The organism is Sulfolobus islandicus Y.N.15.51 (assembly GCF_000022485.1).
Lineage (GTDB): Archaea > Thermoproteota > Thermoprotei_A > Sulfolobales > Sulfolobaceae > Saccharolobus > Saccharolobus islandicus.
Genome location: NC_012623.1, coordinates 2,319,952 through 2,336,881 on the forward strand (window position 1 = coordinate 2,319,952; position 16,930 = coordinate 2,336,881).

A 16,930-nucleotide genomic window follows, 5' to 3' on the forward strand; every position below is an offset into this window, starting at 1 on the left:
ATTATGGCATTTGGTTATAGATTAGATAGGAACGCAGCAACCTTTAATTTATGGGCTCCCTATCAAAGAAACGTTAAGTTAAAGATACTAAATAAGGGAATTTATGAGATGGAAAGAGATGAGAAGGGATACTTCACCATTACGTTAAATAACGTGAAAGTTGGTGATAGATATAAGTATATTTTAGATGACGGTAGTGAAGTGCCAGATCCGGCTTCAAGGTATCAGCCAGAGGGAGTTCATGGCCATTCTGAAATTATTTCACTAGATTTTAAAGGGGATGATGAGAACGGTGTAAAGGTAAAAAGGGAAGATCTTATAATTTATGAACTTCATACAAGTACATTTACATCAGAAGGTACTTTTGAAGGAGTGATAAAGAAGCTGGACTACTTAAAAGAACTTGGAGTAACTGCAATAGAAATAATGCCTATTGCACAGTTTCCAGGGAAAAAGGATTGGGGTTATGATGGAGTTTACTTGTACGCTGTACAGAACTCTTATGGAGGACCAATTGGGTTTAGAAATCTAGTAAATGAGGCTCATAAACTCGGATTAGCGATAATATTAGACGTAGTTTATAACCACGTTGGGCCCGAAGGGAATTACATGGCCAAGTTAGGGCCCTATTTCTCAGAGAAATATAAAACACCTTGGGGTTTAGCATTTAATTTTGACGATGCTGGAAGTGATGAAGTTAGAAAGTTCATACTAGAAAATGTTGAATATTGGATAAATGAGTCTCACGTTGATGGATTCAGACTTGATGCTGTTCACGCTATTATTGACAATTCTCCAAAACACATCTTAGAGGATATTGCTGATGTAGTCCACAAATATGGTAAGATTGTAATAACTGAGAGTGATTTAAATGATCCTAGAGTTGTTAATCCTAAGGAGAAATGTGGATATAATACTGATGCCCAGTGGGTAGATGATTTCCATCATGCAATCCATGCATTCTTAACTGGTGAGAGGCAAGGTTATTACAGTGATTTCGGTAGTCTAGATGACATAGTTAAATCATATAAAGAAGTCTTCGTATATGATGGAAAGTACTCTAATTTTAGAAGAAAAACTCACGGAAAACCGATTGGTGATCTAGATGGTTGTAAGTTCGTAGTTTACATTCAAAATCACGATCAAGTTGGCAATAGGGGTGGAGGAGAGAGATTAATTAAACTAGTTGATAAGGAGAGTTATAAGATTGCTGCAGCACTCTACATGCTTTCACCATATATTCCGATGATCTTTATGGGAGAGGAATACGGTGAGGAAAATCCGTTTTACTACTTTTCCGACTTTTCTGATCCTAAATTAATACAAGGGGTCAGGGAGGGTAGAAAAAGAGATAATGGTCAAGAGACTGATCCACAGTCAGACTCCACATTTAACGCCTCTAAATTAAGCTGGAAGGTAAATGATGACATTTTTTCATTTTACAAGACTTTAATAAAAATAAGGAAAGAATACGGTCTAGCCTGTAATAGGAAATTGACCGTTGAAAATGGCAATCATTGGTTAACTGTGAAAGGAAATGGATATTTAGTAGTTTACGTGTTTTCCCAATCGATAATTGAAATGAAATATAGGGGGACTCTAGTTTTATCCTCCAATAACTCTTTCCCATCACAAATTGCAGAGAATAAGTATAAATTAGAAAAGGGATTTGCTTTATATAAACTTTAGGGCAAGAGAGTTTAAAAATTCCTATAAACGACTATACTTTAGATGATAAGTAAAAACAAAATTGATGAGGAAGAGAGAAGGAGAAGAGAAGAAGTTAAAAGGTTAGTAATACTCTTATCAATGTTAAGATAAAGGTTTTTTTAAACTCAAATAATAATAAATATCACTATGTCAGTATTCTTCAGAACTAGGGATAGACCTCTACGCCCTGGAGATCCATATCCATTAGGTTCAAATTGGATAGAAGATGAGGATGGAGTAAATTTTTCCTTATTCTCAGAGAATGCAGAAAAAGTTGAATTACTCCTTTATTCACAAACAAATCAAAAGTATCCAAAGGAGATAATAGAGGTTAAAAACAGAACGGGAGATCTTTGGCATATATTAGTCCCAGGGCTGAGACCCGGGCAACTTTACGCATACAAGGTTTATGGTCCGTATAAACCGGCGTTAGGATTGAGATTTAATCCTAATAAGGTTTTAATAGACCCTTACGCTAAAGCCATAAATGGTAATGTGATTTGGAACGATGCAGTATTTGGTTATAAGATAGGAGACCAAAATCAAGATTTAAGCTATGACGAGAGGGATTCCAGCGAATATGTACCTAAAAGTGTTGTGATTAACCCATACTTTGAATGGGACGATGAGGATTTCATTAAGAGGAATAAGGTTCCATTAAAGGATACAGTAATTTATGAAGTTCACGTAAAAGGATTTACAAAACTTAGATTGGATTTGCCGGAAAACATAAGGGGATCTTATGAAGGTTTAGCCTCAGAACAAATGATTAGCTATCTCAAAGATTTAGGGATTACTACTGTAGAATTAATGCCGGTTTTTCACTTCATTGATCAAAGATTTCTGATAGATAAGGGGCTAACAAATTACTGGGGATATGACCCAATAAACTTCTTCTCCCCGGAATGTAGATATTCCAGTAGCGGCTGTTTAGGAGAACAAGTATTCAGTTTCAAGAAAATGGTAAACGAATTACATAACGCAGGAATCGAGGTTATAATTGATGTAGTTTATAATCATACTGCTGAGGGAAATCATTTAGGACCAACGTTAAGTTTCAGAGGTATTGATAATATAGCATATTATATGCTCCAACCAGACAATAAAAGATATTATTTAGACTTTACCGGAACTGGCAACACGTTAAATCTTAGCCATCCAAGAGTTATCCAGATGGTCCTAGATAGCTTAAGATATTGGGTTACGGATATGCATGTAGATGGCTTTAGATTTGACTTAGCAGCCGCTTTAGCTAGGGAATTGTACAGCGTTAATATGTTAAATACGTTCTTCATTGCATTACAGCAAGATCCAATATTGTCACGAGTAAAACTAATAGCTGAGCCGTGGGATGTAGGACAAGGAGGATATCAAGTTGGGAATTTCCCACATCAATGGGCAGAATGGAATGGAAAATATAGGGATTCTATAAGGAGATTTTGGAGAGGAGAAGCGTTACCCTATAGCGAGATTGCTAACAGGCTATTAGGTTCACCAGACATCTACTTAGGTAATAATAAAACACCATTTGCCAGTATAAACTACGTAACTTCGCACGATGGTTTCACATTAGAAGATTTAGTTAGTTATAATCAAAAACACAATGAGGCGAATGGATTTAACAATCAAGATGGAATGAACGAGAACTACAGTTGGAATTGTGGTGCAGAAGGAACTATAAATGACCAAAACGTAATTATGTGCAGAGAGAAACAGAAAAGGAACTTCATGATAACGTTACTTATTAGCCAAGGAACTCCCATGATATTAGGAGGAGATGAGTTAAGTAGGACACAAAGAGGAAATAATAACGCGTTTTGCCAAGACAATGAGATAACTTGGTTTGATTGGAATTTAGATGAGAGAAAATCAAAATTTTTAGGGTTTGTTAAAAAAATGATCCAATTTTATAAAGCGCATCCGGTATTCAGAAGGGAAAGATATTTTCAAGGAAAGAAGTTATTCGGCATGCCATTAAAAGATGTAACATTTTACACTCCAGACGGTAAGGAGGTTGATGAGAAAACGTGGAATTCCCCAACGCAAACTGTTATCTTCGTGTTAGAGGGGAGCGTAATGGATGAGATTAACATCTACGGAGAGAGAATTGCAGATGATTCATTCTTAATAATACTTAACGCAAATCCCAATAACGTAAAAGTGAAGTTTCAAAAAGGTAAATGGGAACTAGTTGTTTGTTCTTATTTAAGAGAGATAAAACCAGAAGAAAGAATTGTAGAAGGCGAGAAGGAATTAGAAATTGAGGGAAGAACTGCATTAGTTTATAGGAGGATAGAACTATGATAACAGGCACATATAGGCTGCAACTAAATAATGGATTCACTTTTTATGATGTAATAGAAAATTTGGATTACTTTAAGGAATTAGGAGTATCACACCTATACCTATCTCCAATACTTAAGGCTAGACCAAGGAGTACTCACGGTTACGATGTAGTAGATCATAGCGAAATTAATGAGGAATTAGGAGGAGAAGAGGGATATTTTAGACTAGTTAAGGAGGCTAAGAGTAGAGGTTTAGGAATCATACAAGATATAGTACCAAATCACATGGCAGTACATCATACTAATTGGAGGCTTATGGATCTGTTAAAGAATTGGAAGAATAGTAAATATTATAACTATTTTGATCACTATGATGAAGATAAAATTGTCCTTTCAATTCTTGAGGACGAGTTAAATATCGTTATAGATAAGGGATTGATAAAAGTACAGAAGGATAAAATAGAGTATAGAGGACTTATATTACCGATAAACGATGAAGGAGTTGAGTTCTTGAAAAGAATTAATTGCTTTGACAATTCATGTTTAAAGAAAGAGGACATAAAGAGATTACTATTAATGCAATATTATCAGCTAACTTACTGGAAGAAAGGTTATCCAAATTATAGGAGATTTTTCGCAGTAAATGATTTGATAGCTGTTAGGGTAGAATTGGATGAAGTATTTAGAGAGTCCCATGAGATAATTGGCAAGCTACTTGTTGACGGTTTAAGAATTGACCACATAGATGGACTATATGACCCTAAAGAGTATTTGGATAAGCTAAGACAGTTAGTAGGAAATAACAAGATAATATACGTAGAGAAGATATTGTCAATCAACGAGAAATTAAGAGATGATTGGAAAGTAGATGGTACTACTGGATATGATTTCTTGAACTACGTTAATATGCTATTAGTAGATGGAAATAGTGAAGAGGAGTTAACTGAGTTTTATGAGAGTTTCATTGGAATAGAAATCAATATAGATGAGTTGATAACGCAAAGTAAAAGATTAGTCGCAAATCAGTTGTTTAAAGGCGATATTGAAAGGTTAAGCAAGTTACTAAACGTCGATTATGAATATCTGGTAGATTTTCTAGTATGTATAAAAAAGTATAGGACATATTTACCATTTGAGGATATTAGCACGATAAAGCAATGCGATAAGGAGGGAAGGTTAAGGAATGAAAAGGGAATCATGAGACTCCAACAATACATGCCAGCAATCTTCGCTAAGGGCTATGAGGATACTACCCTCTTCATCTACAATAGGTTAATCTCACTAAACGAGGTGGGGAGTGACCTAAGAAGATTCAGTATAAGCATCGAAGACTTTCATAACTTTAACCTAAGCAGAGTAAATAGTATATCAATGAACACTCTTTCCACTCATGATAGTAAATTCAGTGAAGACGTTAGAGCTAGAATATCAGTACTATCTGAGATACCAAAGGAGTGGAAGGAGAGGGTAGCATATTGGCATGATTTGTTAAAACCAAATATTGATAAAAACGATGAGTATAGATTTTATCAAACACTTGTGGGAAGTTATGAGGGATTTGATAATAGGGAGAGAATTAAGAACCACATGATTAAGGTCATAAGAGAAGCTAAGGTACATACAACATGGGAAAATCCAAATTCAGAGTATGAAAATAAAGTTTTGGACTTCATAGATGGCGCATTTGAGAGCAGTAGTTTTAGAAATGATTTTGAAAATTTTGAAAAGAGAATAGTTTATTTCGGTTATATGAAATCATTAGTTGCAACGACACTTAAGTTCCTTTCGCCAGGCGTACCAGATATTTATCAAGGAACTGAAGTTTGGAGATTCTTACTTACAGACCCAGATAACAGAATGCCGGTGAATTTCAAGAAACTAAGGGAATTATTAAATAATTTGACTGAAAAGAACTTAGAACTTTCAGATCCAAGAGTCAAAATGTTGTATGTTAAGAAACTGCTACAGCTTAGAAGAGAGTACTTACTAAACGATTATAAACCATTACCCTTTGGCTTCCAAAGGGGAAAAGTAACTGTTCTTTTCTCACCAATAGTAACTAGGGAGATTAAAGAGAAGATTAATATAAGGCAAAAAAGCGTGAATTGGATCAGAAATGAGGAAATTAGTAGTGGAGAGTACAATTTGAGTGAGTTAATTGGGGAGCATAAAGTTGTTATATTAACTGAAAAAAGTGGTTAAAGTTGTTTTAATGCTAACTCTATTGCCGTATCTAATTGTGTATCACTATTACTTGCATAATCCTCTGGCTTAATCTCAACAACTATGTCTGGATCTACTCCGTAATTCTCTATACCGAAACCTACATCCTCGAAGTTAACAGCAAACTCTGGTTGACTGATATAAGTATTATCAACTAATCTATATCTGGGTCTTATACCAACAACACCTCCCCAAGTTCTTCTACCAATAAGTACTCCTAGCTTGTACTTCTTGAACAAGAATGAAAAGATATCACCATCAGACCCAGCATGTTCATTAGTTATTCCCACTAAAACCTTAGGAGATGAGAAATACGGCATAGGTATTGGTTTTCCATTCCTAGGATGAACATAGCCAACCCTCTTTAAGAGTAGCTTCTCTAAGAGTAACCCTGAGATGAAACCACCCCTATTGAACCTAACGTCAACCACTAATCCTTCTCTGTGAAATTCGGACATGAACAATCTGTAAAACTCAGCGAACCCTTGATACATCATATCTGGTATGTGAATATACCCTAACCTACCCTTACTCTTCTCGTGAACGTATTCCCTATTCTTCTCAACCCAGTATCTATATATTAGAAACCTTTCATCTTTTAACACTTTAACCGTAACGCGTTTATTCTTACCGTCATTAGTTATTACGTCAAGAATTACTTGATCCTTATTTACTAGATGAGAGTAAATGTTGCCGTTAGCCTCTTCCCCATCAATAGCTTTTATACAATCTCCGACGTTCAATTGAACACCAGGATCCCTTAATGGGCTCCTCTCATTCTCATTAGTGGAATCCCCAACGTAAATTTTTGTAATCTTGTAACATTTATTGTTCTCGTTATATTCAAACTCTCCACCTAAACCACCAACTGATAACGGTTCTGGAGTATCGTAGTCGTAAGCTGTCTCATAGGAATGGGAAGTCCTAGTCTCACCTTGCATCTCTTGAATTATATCAGATAACTCGAACCTAGTACTTACCCTATCTAAAAGTCTCTCGTATTTGGGTAAGACTGAATCCCAATTCTTTAATCTCTCCTCATTCCAATAATTCTGCTTCATCAACTTCCACGTTTCCTTAAGCATTTGTCTCCATTCCTTTTCTGGCTCTACATAAACCTTGACTCTAGATAAATCTATTACCCCACCTTTCCTTCCAGCTGAGTTAAAATCTGGTTTAGCATTAACGTCAAATAATCTTAGATTATCCTTGAGCATTAAAAGTATTTTACTTTTATCGCTTGACAAGGAGAAGCTTGACACATTGTCTGCGTATAATTCCTTTGCCTTATTCTCTAGGTCATAAACTTCTAACCTACCAAATACATCTCCAGTCTGTGTCCTCAGCCCCCTTATTGGATAAGAGAATAGGAAGATCTTGTTGTTCTTAGCTCCAGCTATTTGAACGTAATTTTCCTCTTCAATCGGGAACGGAATTACTCTATCTTCAATTCCCTCGATTACGACGTTTTTATCGTTACTACTAGACTCATCTAATGGCTGGTTAAATGGGGAATAATAATTTCCTAGAACTACTAGGTATGGCTTAACAACCCTCTGGAAACTTAAATTAAATATTACCTTATCGTTAGTTGGGTCTAAATGCCTTGCAGCCAAAAAATATAAATATCTACCATCTGGGTCAAATGACGGTGAAAAGTCATACCCATAGGGAGTTGTTATCCTAACAATCTTCCCGTCAATGCGGGCAAGCTTTATTGATTGAGTGTAATAGCCTTCTGGAAAAGCGTAAGCAAACCACTCACCATTTGGATGCCAATCAAATTCTAAAATTAAGTCATATTCGCTCTTATCTATTAATCTGGCGTTATCACTATCAATCTCGTAAACCCATAACTCAAGCTTATTGTTAGATAATAATATCTTCTTACCATCTGGAGAAACCTTGACTCTCTCTATCCTAGCAAAATCCCTATTTATTACCTTCTCATTTCCATCCTTACCTAAAATCACCAATTTATCATCATCGTTTACTCCTATCACATCACCATTAGGCAAAGCTTGAATCTGCCTATATTTTACACCTTGTTTCTTGCCCAACTGAACTGCGGGGCCATCCCACGGCCTCATTAAAAATGCCTTACCCCTACTTGTTAATGCTATATAATTACCATTTACAACAGCCTCATTCATGTATTCTATCACACTAACGAATTTCGGTTGCCTCTTCTTCCTATCAGTAGGTAAGTCAATATCCAGTTTAGATAAGCTGTCCTTTTCTGGATCGTACAAATATATATCACCAGCGTTTTGAAAAACAATCCTCTTACCATCGCTATTTGCATTCCTACAATAGAAATCGGTGAAGTTGGTATGCCTCCTTAAATCCTTACCGTTCAAATCAACTGAATAAAGATTACCAACCCCTTCATGATTGGATAGAAAGTAAACCCTTTCTTTAACTATCATGGGCCAACTAACGTTACCATCTAAACTAACAAACTTCTCGAAGGTTTTACCACCATCACGGGAAATCCATAATTCACCCTTAGTTCCACCCTTATACCCTTTCCAATTTGGTAAATCTTGATAACCCCTTACAATTACTATTACATTATCCCTTTTTACAATATTGGATAACATGCCGAAAGGCAATTTCTCTGTCTCTCCGTTATTCACATCTGCCTTATACGCCTCATTCCATTGACCAAAAGGAGTGTGAAAGTCAGTTATTACAATAATCTCGTCCTCTGAAAGCCAATTAGCAACCCTACTATTCCTACTACCAAAATAAGTAACCCTCCTAGCTTGCCCATCTTCAACAACGTAAATATCTCCACCTTGCTTACCACTCTTAAGCCAAACAACAGTAAACGCAACTTTTCTACCACTTGGACTTATTTTAGGCCTTATGGAAACTCCTAAACCACTTGTTATCCTAAGCGGCTTCATGTCTTTTAAAGAAAGAAGCCAAACGTCATCGTCTGAAGTAAATGATATTAGATCCCCTCTAATGTCGGGATACATATAGTACGCTTTCATATGATAATGTATAACTTTAAGTATATAGTGTTTTCCACTGTTTAGTTAAATCTTTCAATTTCTTTAGATATTGAACTCATTAAATTTTTCTGGGATTCAGAATCTATCGTTGCATTAAAGGTAAGTTTAACATATCTAGATAAAAATTGAATCTATCCATAAAGCAGTTTTCCACAAAACTCTTTTACTCCAATTAGATCCTTTAGATTATGAGACCTTATGTAATAATATTTAGCACGTTATCAATAGATGGTAGACTCGCAACGAAAACTGGTTATAGCGAATTAAGTTGCCCTTATGATAAGCAAAGACAACATGAGATAAGAAGTGAGGTTGATGCAGTAATGGTAGGAGCTAATACGGTAAGAGTAGACAACCCATCATTAACTGTAAAGTATAGTAAAAATAGGAGAAACCCCATTAGAGTAGTGGTGACTAGAAGTTTCAATCTAGACCCTTCATATAAGATATTCACCACACCACCCTCAACAATAGTCTATACTTCTAATTACGAAAGTGAAAAAGTTGAGGAATTTAATAGGAAAGGAGTAATTGTTAGGAAATTTCTTCATTTAGATGACCTTTTAGAGGACTTATACAACAGCTTCAACGTTAAAAGACTAATGGTTGAAGGAGGTGGACATTTAATATGGTGGTTTATAAGAGACAATCTTTATGACGAAATTAGAATAACAATTTCTCCTAGAATTTTTGGAAATGGAGTCAGTTTTGCACAAGGAGATGGGTTTATTGGTGAGGATTCGCCTAGGCTCACGTTAATTGATGCCAAAATTTGCGAATGTAGGAACGAAGTCCATCTTACGTACCAGAAATACATGGCATAAAAAATATTTAGATCATATTATTAGCGATTATTCGAAAGTTTTCTCCTAATCTATTGTATGTTGAATACTCAATAGAACATAAATATTTTGGTGAAAAATATTGCAAAATCCTTTGATTAGAATTAATATCTGTCTTTCTACAAGCAATATAGGAGGTTCTTATTCAATATCAGTGCTAAGCTTAGGCAAAGGATTCACCAATGGAGTGTTGTTAAATTCGTGGAAATGTTAAAGGCTCAAGCAATAGACCTTGTTGAGTTTTCTGAGGCTTACACTTCCTCCATTAATCCCCTTGATGATAAGAAGTTGAAGAAGGATAAGCAGTTCAAGGAGATGATAGTCAAGGTTTTTAACCCCTACGTGATGACGGGCACTGCTCACGAGAGTGGGGGTATTAAAATATTCGAGGTGACTGCTAGATATTTGGAGAGTGATGAAGTTTTGTTAGAAAGGGATTCAATTGCTCCCCTTAATCTTGTAAAGAAGGTGGATGGGAGGGTAGTGGTGTTTTCCTCGACTAGCCCCAAGGAATTAAGGGTGAAGGTTTATGATCCCTTAAGGGGGCGTTCTATATAGGTGCTCGTGGTGGAATTAGAAGTAATTAAAAGTAAAGAGAAGTTACGCCACGGGTGAATACCTATTCATAGTTTAGTTTATATACTATTATTTCATAGTATATCTTAATGAAGTTACAAGTTAATGGTAATTACATTTACATAACACTTTGGGATAAACAAGCAAAGAAGCCTAGGAGATTTTATCTTGGGAGAAAAGAGGATTTTAAAAAATTGGAAGAATTGTTTCGAGTAGCTAGAGAATATAGAATAACTAAGCAAGAAATTACTGATTATTTAGAATATTATTTTGACAAGAGGATAAATTTAACTAAAATAGAATATGTCATTCTCTCCTTGAGTCTGGGTGTAGAGCTTTGGAAATTGAATGGAAATATAAGAATGCGTTTAGAATAGCAATTAAAGAGATAAGAAGGTTTTATCCAGAATTTGCTATAATAGGAAGATTTGCAAGAAACTTTTACGCTAATCCTGAAACTACCCTCGATATAGATTTTATAGCGAATTTAGATGATGTCGAAAGATTGGCAGAATTCATAGAACATATATCATCTCATTATGAAATATTTCCTAATGACGTAGGACATTGGCAATATAAGATAATTATTAAAGGTGTAAGGGTTGACCTTGTAAAACCACCTCAATATAAGTTCGATGACGAGGTAATATCGAGGAGAAGAATAGTAAGAATTGAAGGAGTGGGCGAGGTTCCAATATTATCTCCGGAAGATTTAGTAACTCTTTATGTAGTAGCGTCTATAAATAGGGGAGTTAAAGATCTGATTAAGGCTAAAGATATAATTATCTATTCTTTAGCAAAACACGACTTTAATGAAGATTATTTCCTGAGGAAATGTGAAGAAAATAGCGTAAAGGCGTTATGTTTGACTCTCCTCTCTAACTAATTACGGACTTACATTACATTTAACCCTAGACCCCAAATTCATCACCCCGAAAATAATTCAAGGGAGTTAAAAAGTGGATAAAATAATTTAACTAAATATTCTTGCAAAGTAGTAATATTATCTTGCAAGAGCAAGATAGTTAGGAGTAAGCGGAAGTCTTCCTTGCTCGTTGTCCCCTTGAGGAGCAAGTATAGTGTATAGATTAACATTGCTAGTACGAAGATGAACAAGCGGAATAGCCAACTCCTTGATGAGGTAAAGATTAAGAAAGACTTGATTAACTTGTATGATGTTTCTATTGGCGTCATAACCTTGTCATACCATTTCACAACAATACTCCTATTTACATCTAGATTTGTCCCCTTTGCCAAGTACTCCTTTTCCCTTATATAAAACATATTAGTCAGATCTTTGTAATATAGATCTAACTGGGGTGTAGGCCGTACTAACCCCTGGGAGTGAAGCTCGGTTGTTAGCTTGGCTACCTCCCAATTCGAACTGGAAGTTGGGCTTAAAGCCCGAATAAAACATAAGATTTGGAGGCCCCAGTTGCAGGAATAGATGTATCAAAAGACAAACTAGTCGTGTATTTCCAAGGTAAATTCTACGAGTTTACTAATGATAGGCAAGGTTTTGAGAGAGTAAAGCAAGTCTTGCAAAAGGGTTGTAAAGTCGGTATTGAGAGTAATGGAGTTTATCACATTAACTTGGCTAAATACTTGGGTAAGGAGTATGATGTTAGGGTTATTAATCTCTTAGTACTCAAGAAGTTTAAGGACTTTAGAGGTAAGAAGAGTGACAAGAATGATGCTAAAAAGCTTGCAGAACTAGTTGCTAATATGGGTAGTGAGTTAACAAAATGACGTAGTTTCACCACATGACGCAATAGTAATTTACAAGGAATTAGTTGAAAAGGAAAAGTTGCTCCCAAAAGAGAATTTATTAGGTCTAGTAACTGGTGGTTGCCCTCACACAGCAATTAGAGAAGACCCGTCACTCAATTTAAGAGTATTAGAAGTACTTCAGAATAAGGAGATTGACATGGTATTTATCGAAAGTGGTGGAGATAACGTAATGTCAACTTTCAGCCCGCTCTTAGCTGATTATACTATATTCATATTAGATACCTCTGCTGGCGATAAATATCCTGGAAAAGGTGGACTTGGAATTAGTGAAAGCGATTTGTTAGTAATAAATAAGATCGACCTAGCCCCTTATGTAAATGCAAACCTAGAAAATATGAGGGAAGATGCCGTTAAGGTCAGAAAGCACAAGCCAACAGTATTCGTGAGTCTAAAGACAATGGAAGGGATTGACGAGCTTATAAAAACCTTAGATAAGGAGTTAGGAATTTGAAAAGTCACTTAGTGATTAGAAATAATGTCGTACAGAGCAGTGGTGTTCTAGGCGCTATACAAATAGGAGATAAGATGATAGTACTAACTAACCCCTCAGAAGTATTGGCTAATAACGACGAGTTAACATTTGACATTAATGTAAGGGGAAAGATACTCACTGATCAAGCGTATACTAAGGTTTTGAGTAGCTCCAATGTGAAAATAAGTGTCAACATGGAGATGGAGGATTCCTCTTACTTCCCTCATCCCGTTCTATTCTACAATAATGCCAATTTTGAAATGGTCACTGAAATAAGGAGTAAAGGTAAGAATAGTGTTGTTGAAGCCTTCATTCTGGGTAGAAGAGGAAGTGGAGAGAAGTTCGTTAAGGGTAAGATTAACGCCATTACTAAGATATATTCTGAACACGGTTTGATAGCATATGATGTGTTTAGGGTAAACGATGAGGATTACCTCGACCTTATAGGTAATGATGCCTTGCTTACAGTTTATTATATTGAGGATGGCGAATTGGCATCGTTTACTAGGGAGATTTTGAGTTATAAAGATGTCTTTAAGGAGTGGAGTAAAATAACGGGAATATGGTTTTAACTTGAGTCTAAATCTTTTTGTCCCTCCGTTTAAATTACTAATAATAATGAGCATTGACATAAAGATTATAGAAGAGACGTTGAAAAGGGCAAATGAGATTATGGATTGGCATGTAGATCCATTAAGTAAGGAACCAGCTTATAAGATGTTAAAGGCTTCGATTAGAAAATTTCCTTATTGAGTGTATGATTCCATTAGAGCTTTTTAACCATGATAGTTTATTTTCTCTTAATGTTATTATGCCTTTAGTGATACATTAAGAGCTTTTTAATATATCTACTTTAACTACCAGTAAAATAAGGGAACTGTAAATGACAAATAAAAGATGATAAGAAATAATGAAAGGAACCCTTTTTAATTGATTAATAGATAGAAAGAATTGGGGAAGAAATATAATAGAAGAAATAAGAAATAAACTCTTACAAAAAGTGACATAAATATTGTTAAACAAACCATATCTACACTAGATAGATATGGGGAAGAAATAACTAAAAGAATGTACAATATACTCTTTACAAAATATCCAGAATTAAAAGAATTATTTAGAAATACATCGCCAGATCAACATAAGAAATTAGCCTAAAGTCCATACTATCCCGTTAAAGGAAGTGTATTAGTAAATATTAAATGAACTTGTCAATTGATGATAGTGCTTTTGACGTGGTTAGCATGTAGTAGTTCATTTTCAAAAGTGTTTTATGCCTCGATGATAAATTCGTTGTAGGTGACCGGACTGTTGTAGTACTCGATCTACGGTTCCATAAGCATGGGTACTACATGGTCCAGGCTCCCTTTGAGTATTACTCCACCTTTAAGTTGAAGAGAAAATTCAAAATTTGTCAGTAATTTATTTTTCTTTTGAATAATTATCCACAAACTTATACATAGATTTATTCAATTATTTCCGCTTGGGACATTCTCCTACGGTTGCAAACTCAAGTCTATTAAAGGCGAAGCACGTAGTGCCTCTCAACTAAGATTAAAACTTTACCACGCCTCAAAGAGGCGAAACTTGTTCTTCATTTTGTAACACCTCTCCTCTTTTAATCTGCGATACAGTCTTCAATCTATATCGACAGATTTATATTTGCCATAAACGTAAAATATATTATGAAAATGGTATACAGTTTAAGGATAGATAAAGAATTACGTGAGGAGATGGAAAAGTACGACATAAAGTGGAATGAAGAGATAGAGGGTTTCATAAGGAAAAGGCTTGAGGAATTGAAAAAAGAGGAGATTCTAAAGAGGATTAATGAGATCCTTTCAACCATGCCGGAAACTAATTCAAGTAGTGCGGAAATGGTGAGGGAAGATAGGGATAATAATTGATGCTTCAGTTATAGCAAAATACGTGACTAAGGAGAAGGGATGGAATAGAATTACGGAGTTACTAAAGGATAGTGAAACTCTAGATCTGGCGCTAGTAGAAGTTTCCAATGTTATTTGGAAGAAAGTGGTGTTAACAAACGAGATTACTCTACAGGATGCCAATAAGGCGATTATGATTATTAAGGAATATCTACCTCAATTGCTGACTGTAAATAAAAGCGTTAAACTCTTGGAAAGAGCTATAGATATCTCTATAAGGGAAAAACTGACTATATACGACTCGCTATATATTGCCTTAGCGGAAAGCAAGAGAAGTAAATTATTAACCAGCGATAAAAAGCAATATGAGGTTGCAAGAAAATACGTGGACTCGGAATTATTTTAGACTAAGACCTAAATTGTGCAGGAAAGAAAATTTTAACTGATAATATATGATAGTGTTACTTGATCTTACAAAGGTTTTGAAGACTATAGCTTTCACTAACGTTTATCACAAGATAAATAGGGTAATATATTCACCAGAAATATGTGTTTTGTTATTAATAAATAATAACAGTAAGAAGGGGAAGAAGTTTTCCCTGAAATATGGGAAAAGTGTATATATTTAGCTGACTTTCTCACCGCCCTGAAAGGGCGATGATCCCCCTTCCAGAGGGATCATCGTTCCCACCATCAATTCGGGTTTACATCTCTCATCTGGTGGGCAGACGAGAGGGCCAGAGACCCCCTCCCGTTTAAATTCATAACTGCAATAACATCACGATCATTCTCATAACCACATGAACACCTAAACCAACGATATCCTTTTTCTTCCATCCTTTTACCACACTTAGGACACGAAACAGAAGAATAGCTAGGGTTAACATACTGAACTAGAATACCGTGCTTTCTAGCTTGCCAAACAATCCAATATTGAATCCTACGATACTGCATCAGATACAACTTATCCCTAAACTCCTTAGGTAATCTATCTACGTTCTTGACAAGATTCTTGAGACTCTCTAGCTTGATGACGTTGGCACCAAAATCTTCAGCAATTTCAACAAACCCACTTCCCCACTTTTCTAGCGAAATCCTCCTAGCCTTTTGATTGAAAGAACGAATCCTATGAAGGATCCTCTTATTCTCCCTCCACCTCTTTGGGTACTTTCCTTGTAGGCTTTCAGCCAATGACTTCCAGTGATGAACCTCGTGCAAACGAGTTGAAATCCTAATATAATGTGTATTGTCCTTCCCTACAACTATCTCGCTCATGTTAATATCAACAGCAACACTTTCCTTTGGCTCAACATTCTCCAACGGTTTCTCAAAAACCACTTTTAGGAAAGCCTTCCCATCCTTAACCACTAGCCTCCTTCATCCTCTAGTTTACATACTCCCTCAAGTTCCTAGGATAACCTAGAATTGGTAGCCCTCCGACACCAGCAATCCTAACAGTCATTTTTTCGAAGTCCACATTATAACTTGCTTTAGGAGTTAGCCAAACTGTTGGCTTATATACTCTCGGAAACCTACCCTTTTTAGGATTATTGTACCAACCCTTGTACACTGAGAGGGCATCCCTATAACAATCCTCGGCAACCTTTGATGGTAGATTATATTCCTCTCTTAACCTCGTGTACAACTCCTCATGGACTTTTCCTAACACTTTCTTTTCATTAGGATTTGGAACATTTTCTTTCAACCAGAATAGGGTGAAGCGTATTGCCTTTACATAGTTATTAACAAGGGCTAGGAGGGAATGAGATAGGGCGATCTTCATAGAAACAGTAGCTCTGATCGCCTTAATCCTCCTATCCATTAAGGAAATTTAGAAAAAGAAGTATTTAAATATAAGGGGGCTATCCATCCCCGCTAGGGAGGCTTTCCTCCCCCTTAACCTCCAATTTTAGTAACAAACAGTGAAGCTAAAGTCTCAATTAATAACGGTTAGAGAAGCTTAGGTCTGGCGTGAACGAGAAAATTAAGTGAAAATAGGAAGTAGGCAAGGGAAAAAGATATTGTTTTTCCGCTCTTCTCTTTCTTTGTTAATCGTTACAGCTAGTCCAATTATTACAAGTGAGACTGTAACGCTTCTACGTAACTACTAGTTAGTTTTAATCAA

General features: G+C 35.8%; 14 protein-coding genes and 2 pseudogenes. 13 read left to right on the top strand and 3 right to left on the bottom strand.

Annotated features, from left to right (window positions below; translation table 11 throughout):
- Window positions 1-3 precede the first annotated feature (3 nt).
- From treZ to YN1551_RS12555, 3 genes are all read left to right on the top strand, one after another.
- Window positions 4-1,689: a malto-oligosyltrehalose trehalohydrolase gene (treZ, locus tag YN1551_RS12545; protein ID WP_012718006.1), complete on the top strand. Its 1,686-nt coding sequence runs from the start codon at window positions 4-6 to the stop codon at window positions 1,687-1,689.
- 168 nt (window positions 1,690-1,857) lie between these two features.
- Window positions 1,858-4,014 carry a glycogen debranching protein GlgX gene (gene glgX, locus YN1551_RS12550; RefSeq protein ID WP_012715572.1) on the top strand — a complete coding sequence of 719 codons (2,157 nt, stop codon included), beginning with the start codon at window positions 1,858-1,860 and terminating at the stop codon, window positions 4,012-4,014.
- Entirely contained in the window at window positions 4,011-6,197 is a 2,187-nt protein-coding gene (locus tag YN1551_RS12555) for a malto-oligosyltrehalose synthase (protein ID WP_012715571.1), read from the top strand. Before glgX ends, YN1551_RS12555 begins: the two co-directional genes overlap by 4 nt.
- Here the strand turns inward: YN1551_RS12555 and YN1551_RS12560 are convergent.
- Entirely contained in the window at window positions 6,194-9,220 is a 3,027-nt protein-coding gene (locus YN1551_RS12560; protein WP_012718007.1) for a S41 family peptidase, read from the bottom strand. The genes YN1551_RS12555 and YN1551_RS12560 overlap by 4 nt on opposite strands.
- 209 nt (window positions 9,221-9,429) lie before the next feature.
- Here YN1551_RS12560 and YN1551_RS12565 point away from each other — a divergent pair, with 209 nt between their 5' ends.
- The 4 genes from YN1551_RS12565 (at window position 9,430) to YN1551_RS12580 (ending at window position 11,545) form a co-directional block, all read left to right on the top strand.
- A complete protein-coding gene (locus YN1551_RS12565) occupies window positions 9,430-10,065 on the top strand; it encodes a 2,5-diamino-6-(ribosylamino)-4(3H)-pyrimidinone 5'-phosphate reductase (RefSeq protein ID WP_012710613.1) in 636 nt (211 codons plus the stop codon).
- Between the two features lie 225 nt (window positions 10,066-10,290).
- Complete coding sequence (locus YN1551_RS12570; RefSeq protein WP_187146895.1) at window positions 10,291-10,641, top strand: hypothetical protein; 351 nt, start codon at window positions 10,291-10,293, stop codon at window positions 10,639-10,641.
- 107 nt (window positions 10,642-10,748) lie between these two features.
- Window positions 10,749-11,036, top strand: a complete 288-nt coding sequence (locus tag YN1551_RS12575; RefSeq protein WP_012718008.1) for a hypothetical protein — start codon at window positions 10,749-10,751, stop codon at window positions 11,034-11,036.
- On the top strand, window positions 10,997-11,545 hold the full coding sequence (locus tag YN1551_RS12580) for a nucleotidyltransferase family protein (RefSeq protein WP_012718009.1): 549 nt from the start codon (window positions 10,997-10,999) through the stop codon (window positions 11,543-11,545). Before YN1551_RS12575 ends, YN1551_RS12580 begins: the two co-directional genes overlap by 40 nt.
- Window positions 11,546-11,586: 41 nt before the next feature.
- Here the strand turns inward: YN1551_RS12580 and YN1551_RS12585 are convergent, their stop codons facing one another.
- Window positions 11,587-11,943 (bottom strand): hypothetical protein, encoded by a 357-nt coding sequence (locus tag YN1551_RS12585; protein WP_238527849.1) that lies wholly within the window; start codon window positions 11,941-11,943, stop codon window positions 11,587-11,589.
- 138 nt (window positions 11,944-12,081) lie between these two features.
- Between YN1551_RS12585 and YN1551_RS16245 the strand changes: the two are divergent.
- The 6 genes and pseudogenes from YN1551_RS16245 to YN1551_RS12615 all read left to right on the top strand — a co-directional run.
- A pseudogene (locus YN1551_RS16245) lies at window positions 12,082-12,402 on the top strand (IS110 family transposase); the annotation flags it as partial.
- Between the two features lie 34 nt (window positions 12,403-12,436).
- Complete coding sequence (locus YN1551_RS12595) at window positions 12,437-12,901, top strand: GTP-binding protein (RefSeq protein WP_274379013.1); 465 nt, start codon at window positions 12,437-12,439, stop codon at window positions 12,899-12,901.
- Window positions 12,898-13,494, top strand: coding sequence for an urease accessory protein UreD (locus tag YN1551_RS12600; protein ID WP_012718011.1), 597 nt, complete (start codon window positions 12,898-12,900; stop codon window positions 13,492-13,494). The genes YN1551_RS12595 and YN1551_RS12600 overlap by 4 nt, the downstream gene beginning before the upstream one ends.
- Before the next feature lie 46 nt (window positions 13,495-13,540).
- Window positions 13,541-13,675 (top strand): hypothetical protein, encoded by a 135-nt coding sequence (locus tag YN1551_RS17915; RefSeq protein ID WP_012718012.1) that lies wholly within the window; start codon window positions 13,541-13,543, stop codon window positions 13,673-13,675.
- A gap of 929 nt (window positions 13,676-14,604) precedes the next feature.
- Window positions 14,605-14,826 carry a type II toxin-antitoxin system VapB family antitoxin gene (gene vapB, locus YN1551_RS12610; RefSeq protein ID WP_012718013.1) on the top strand — a complete coding sequence of 74 codons (222 nt, stop codon included), beginning with the start codon at window positions 14,605-14,607 and terminating at the stop codon, window positions 14,824-14,826.
- A gap of 22 nt (window positions 14,827-14,848) precedes the next feature.
- On the top strand, window positions 14,849-15,211 hold the full coding sequence (locus tag YN1551_RS12615; protein WP_012718014.1) for a type II toxin-antitoxin system VapC family toxin: 363 nt from the start codon (window positions 14,849-14,851) through the stop codon (window positions 15,209-15,211).
- Between the two features lie 287 nt (window positions 15,212-15,498).
- On the opposite strand, the pseudogene YN1551_RS12620 reads toward YN1551_RS12615, so the two are convergent.
- A pseudogene (locus YN1551_RS12620) lies at window positions 15,499-16,627 on the bottom strand (RNA-guided endonuclease TnpB family protein).
- Window positions 16,628-16,930: the final 303 nt, after the last annotated feature.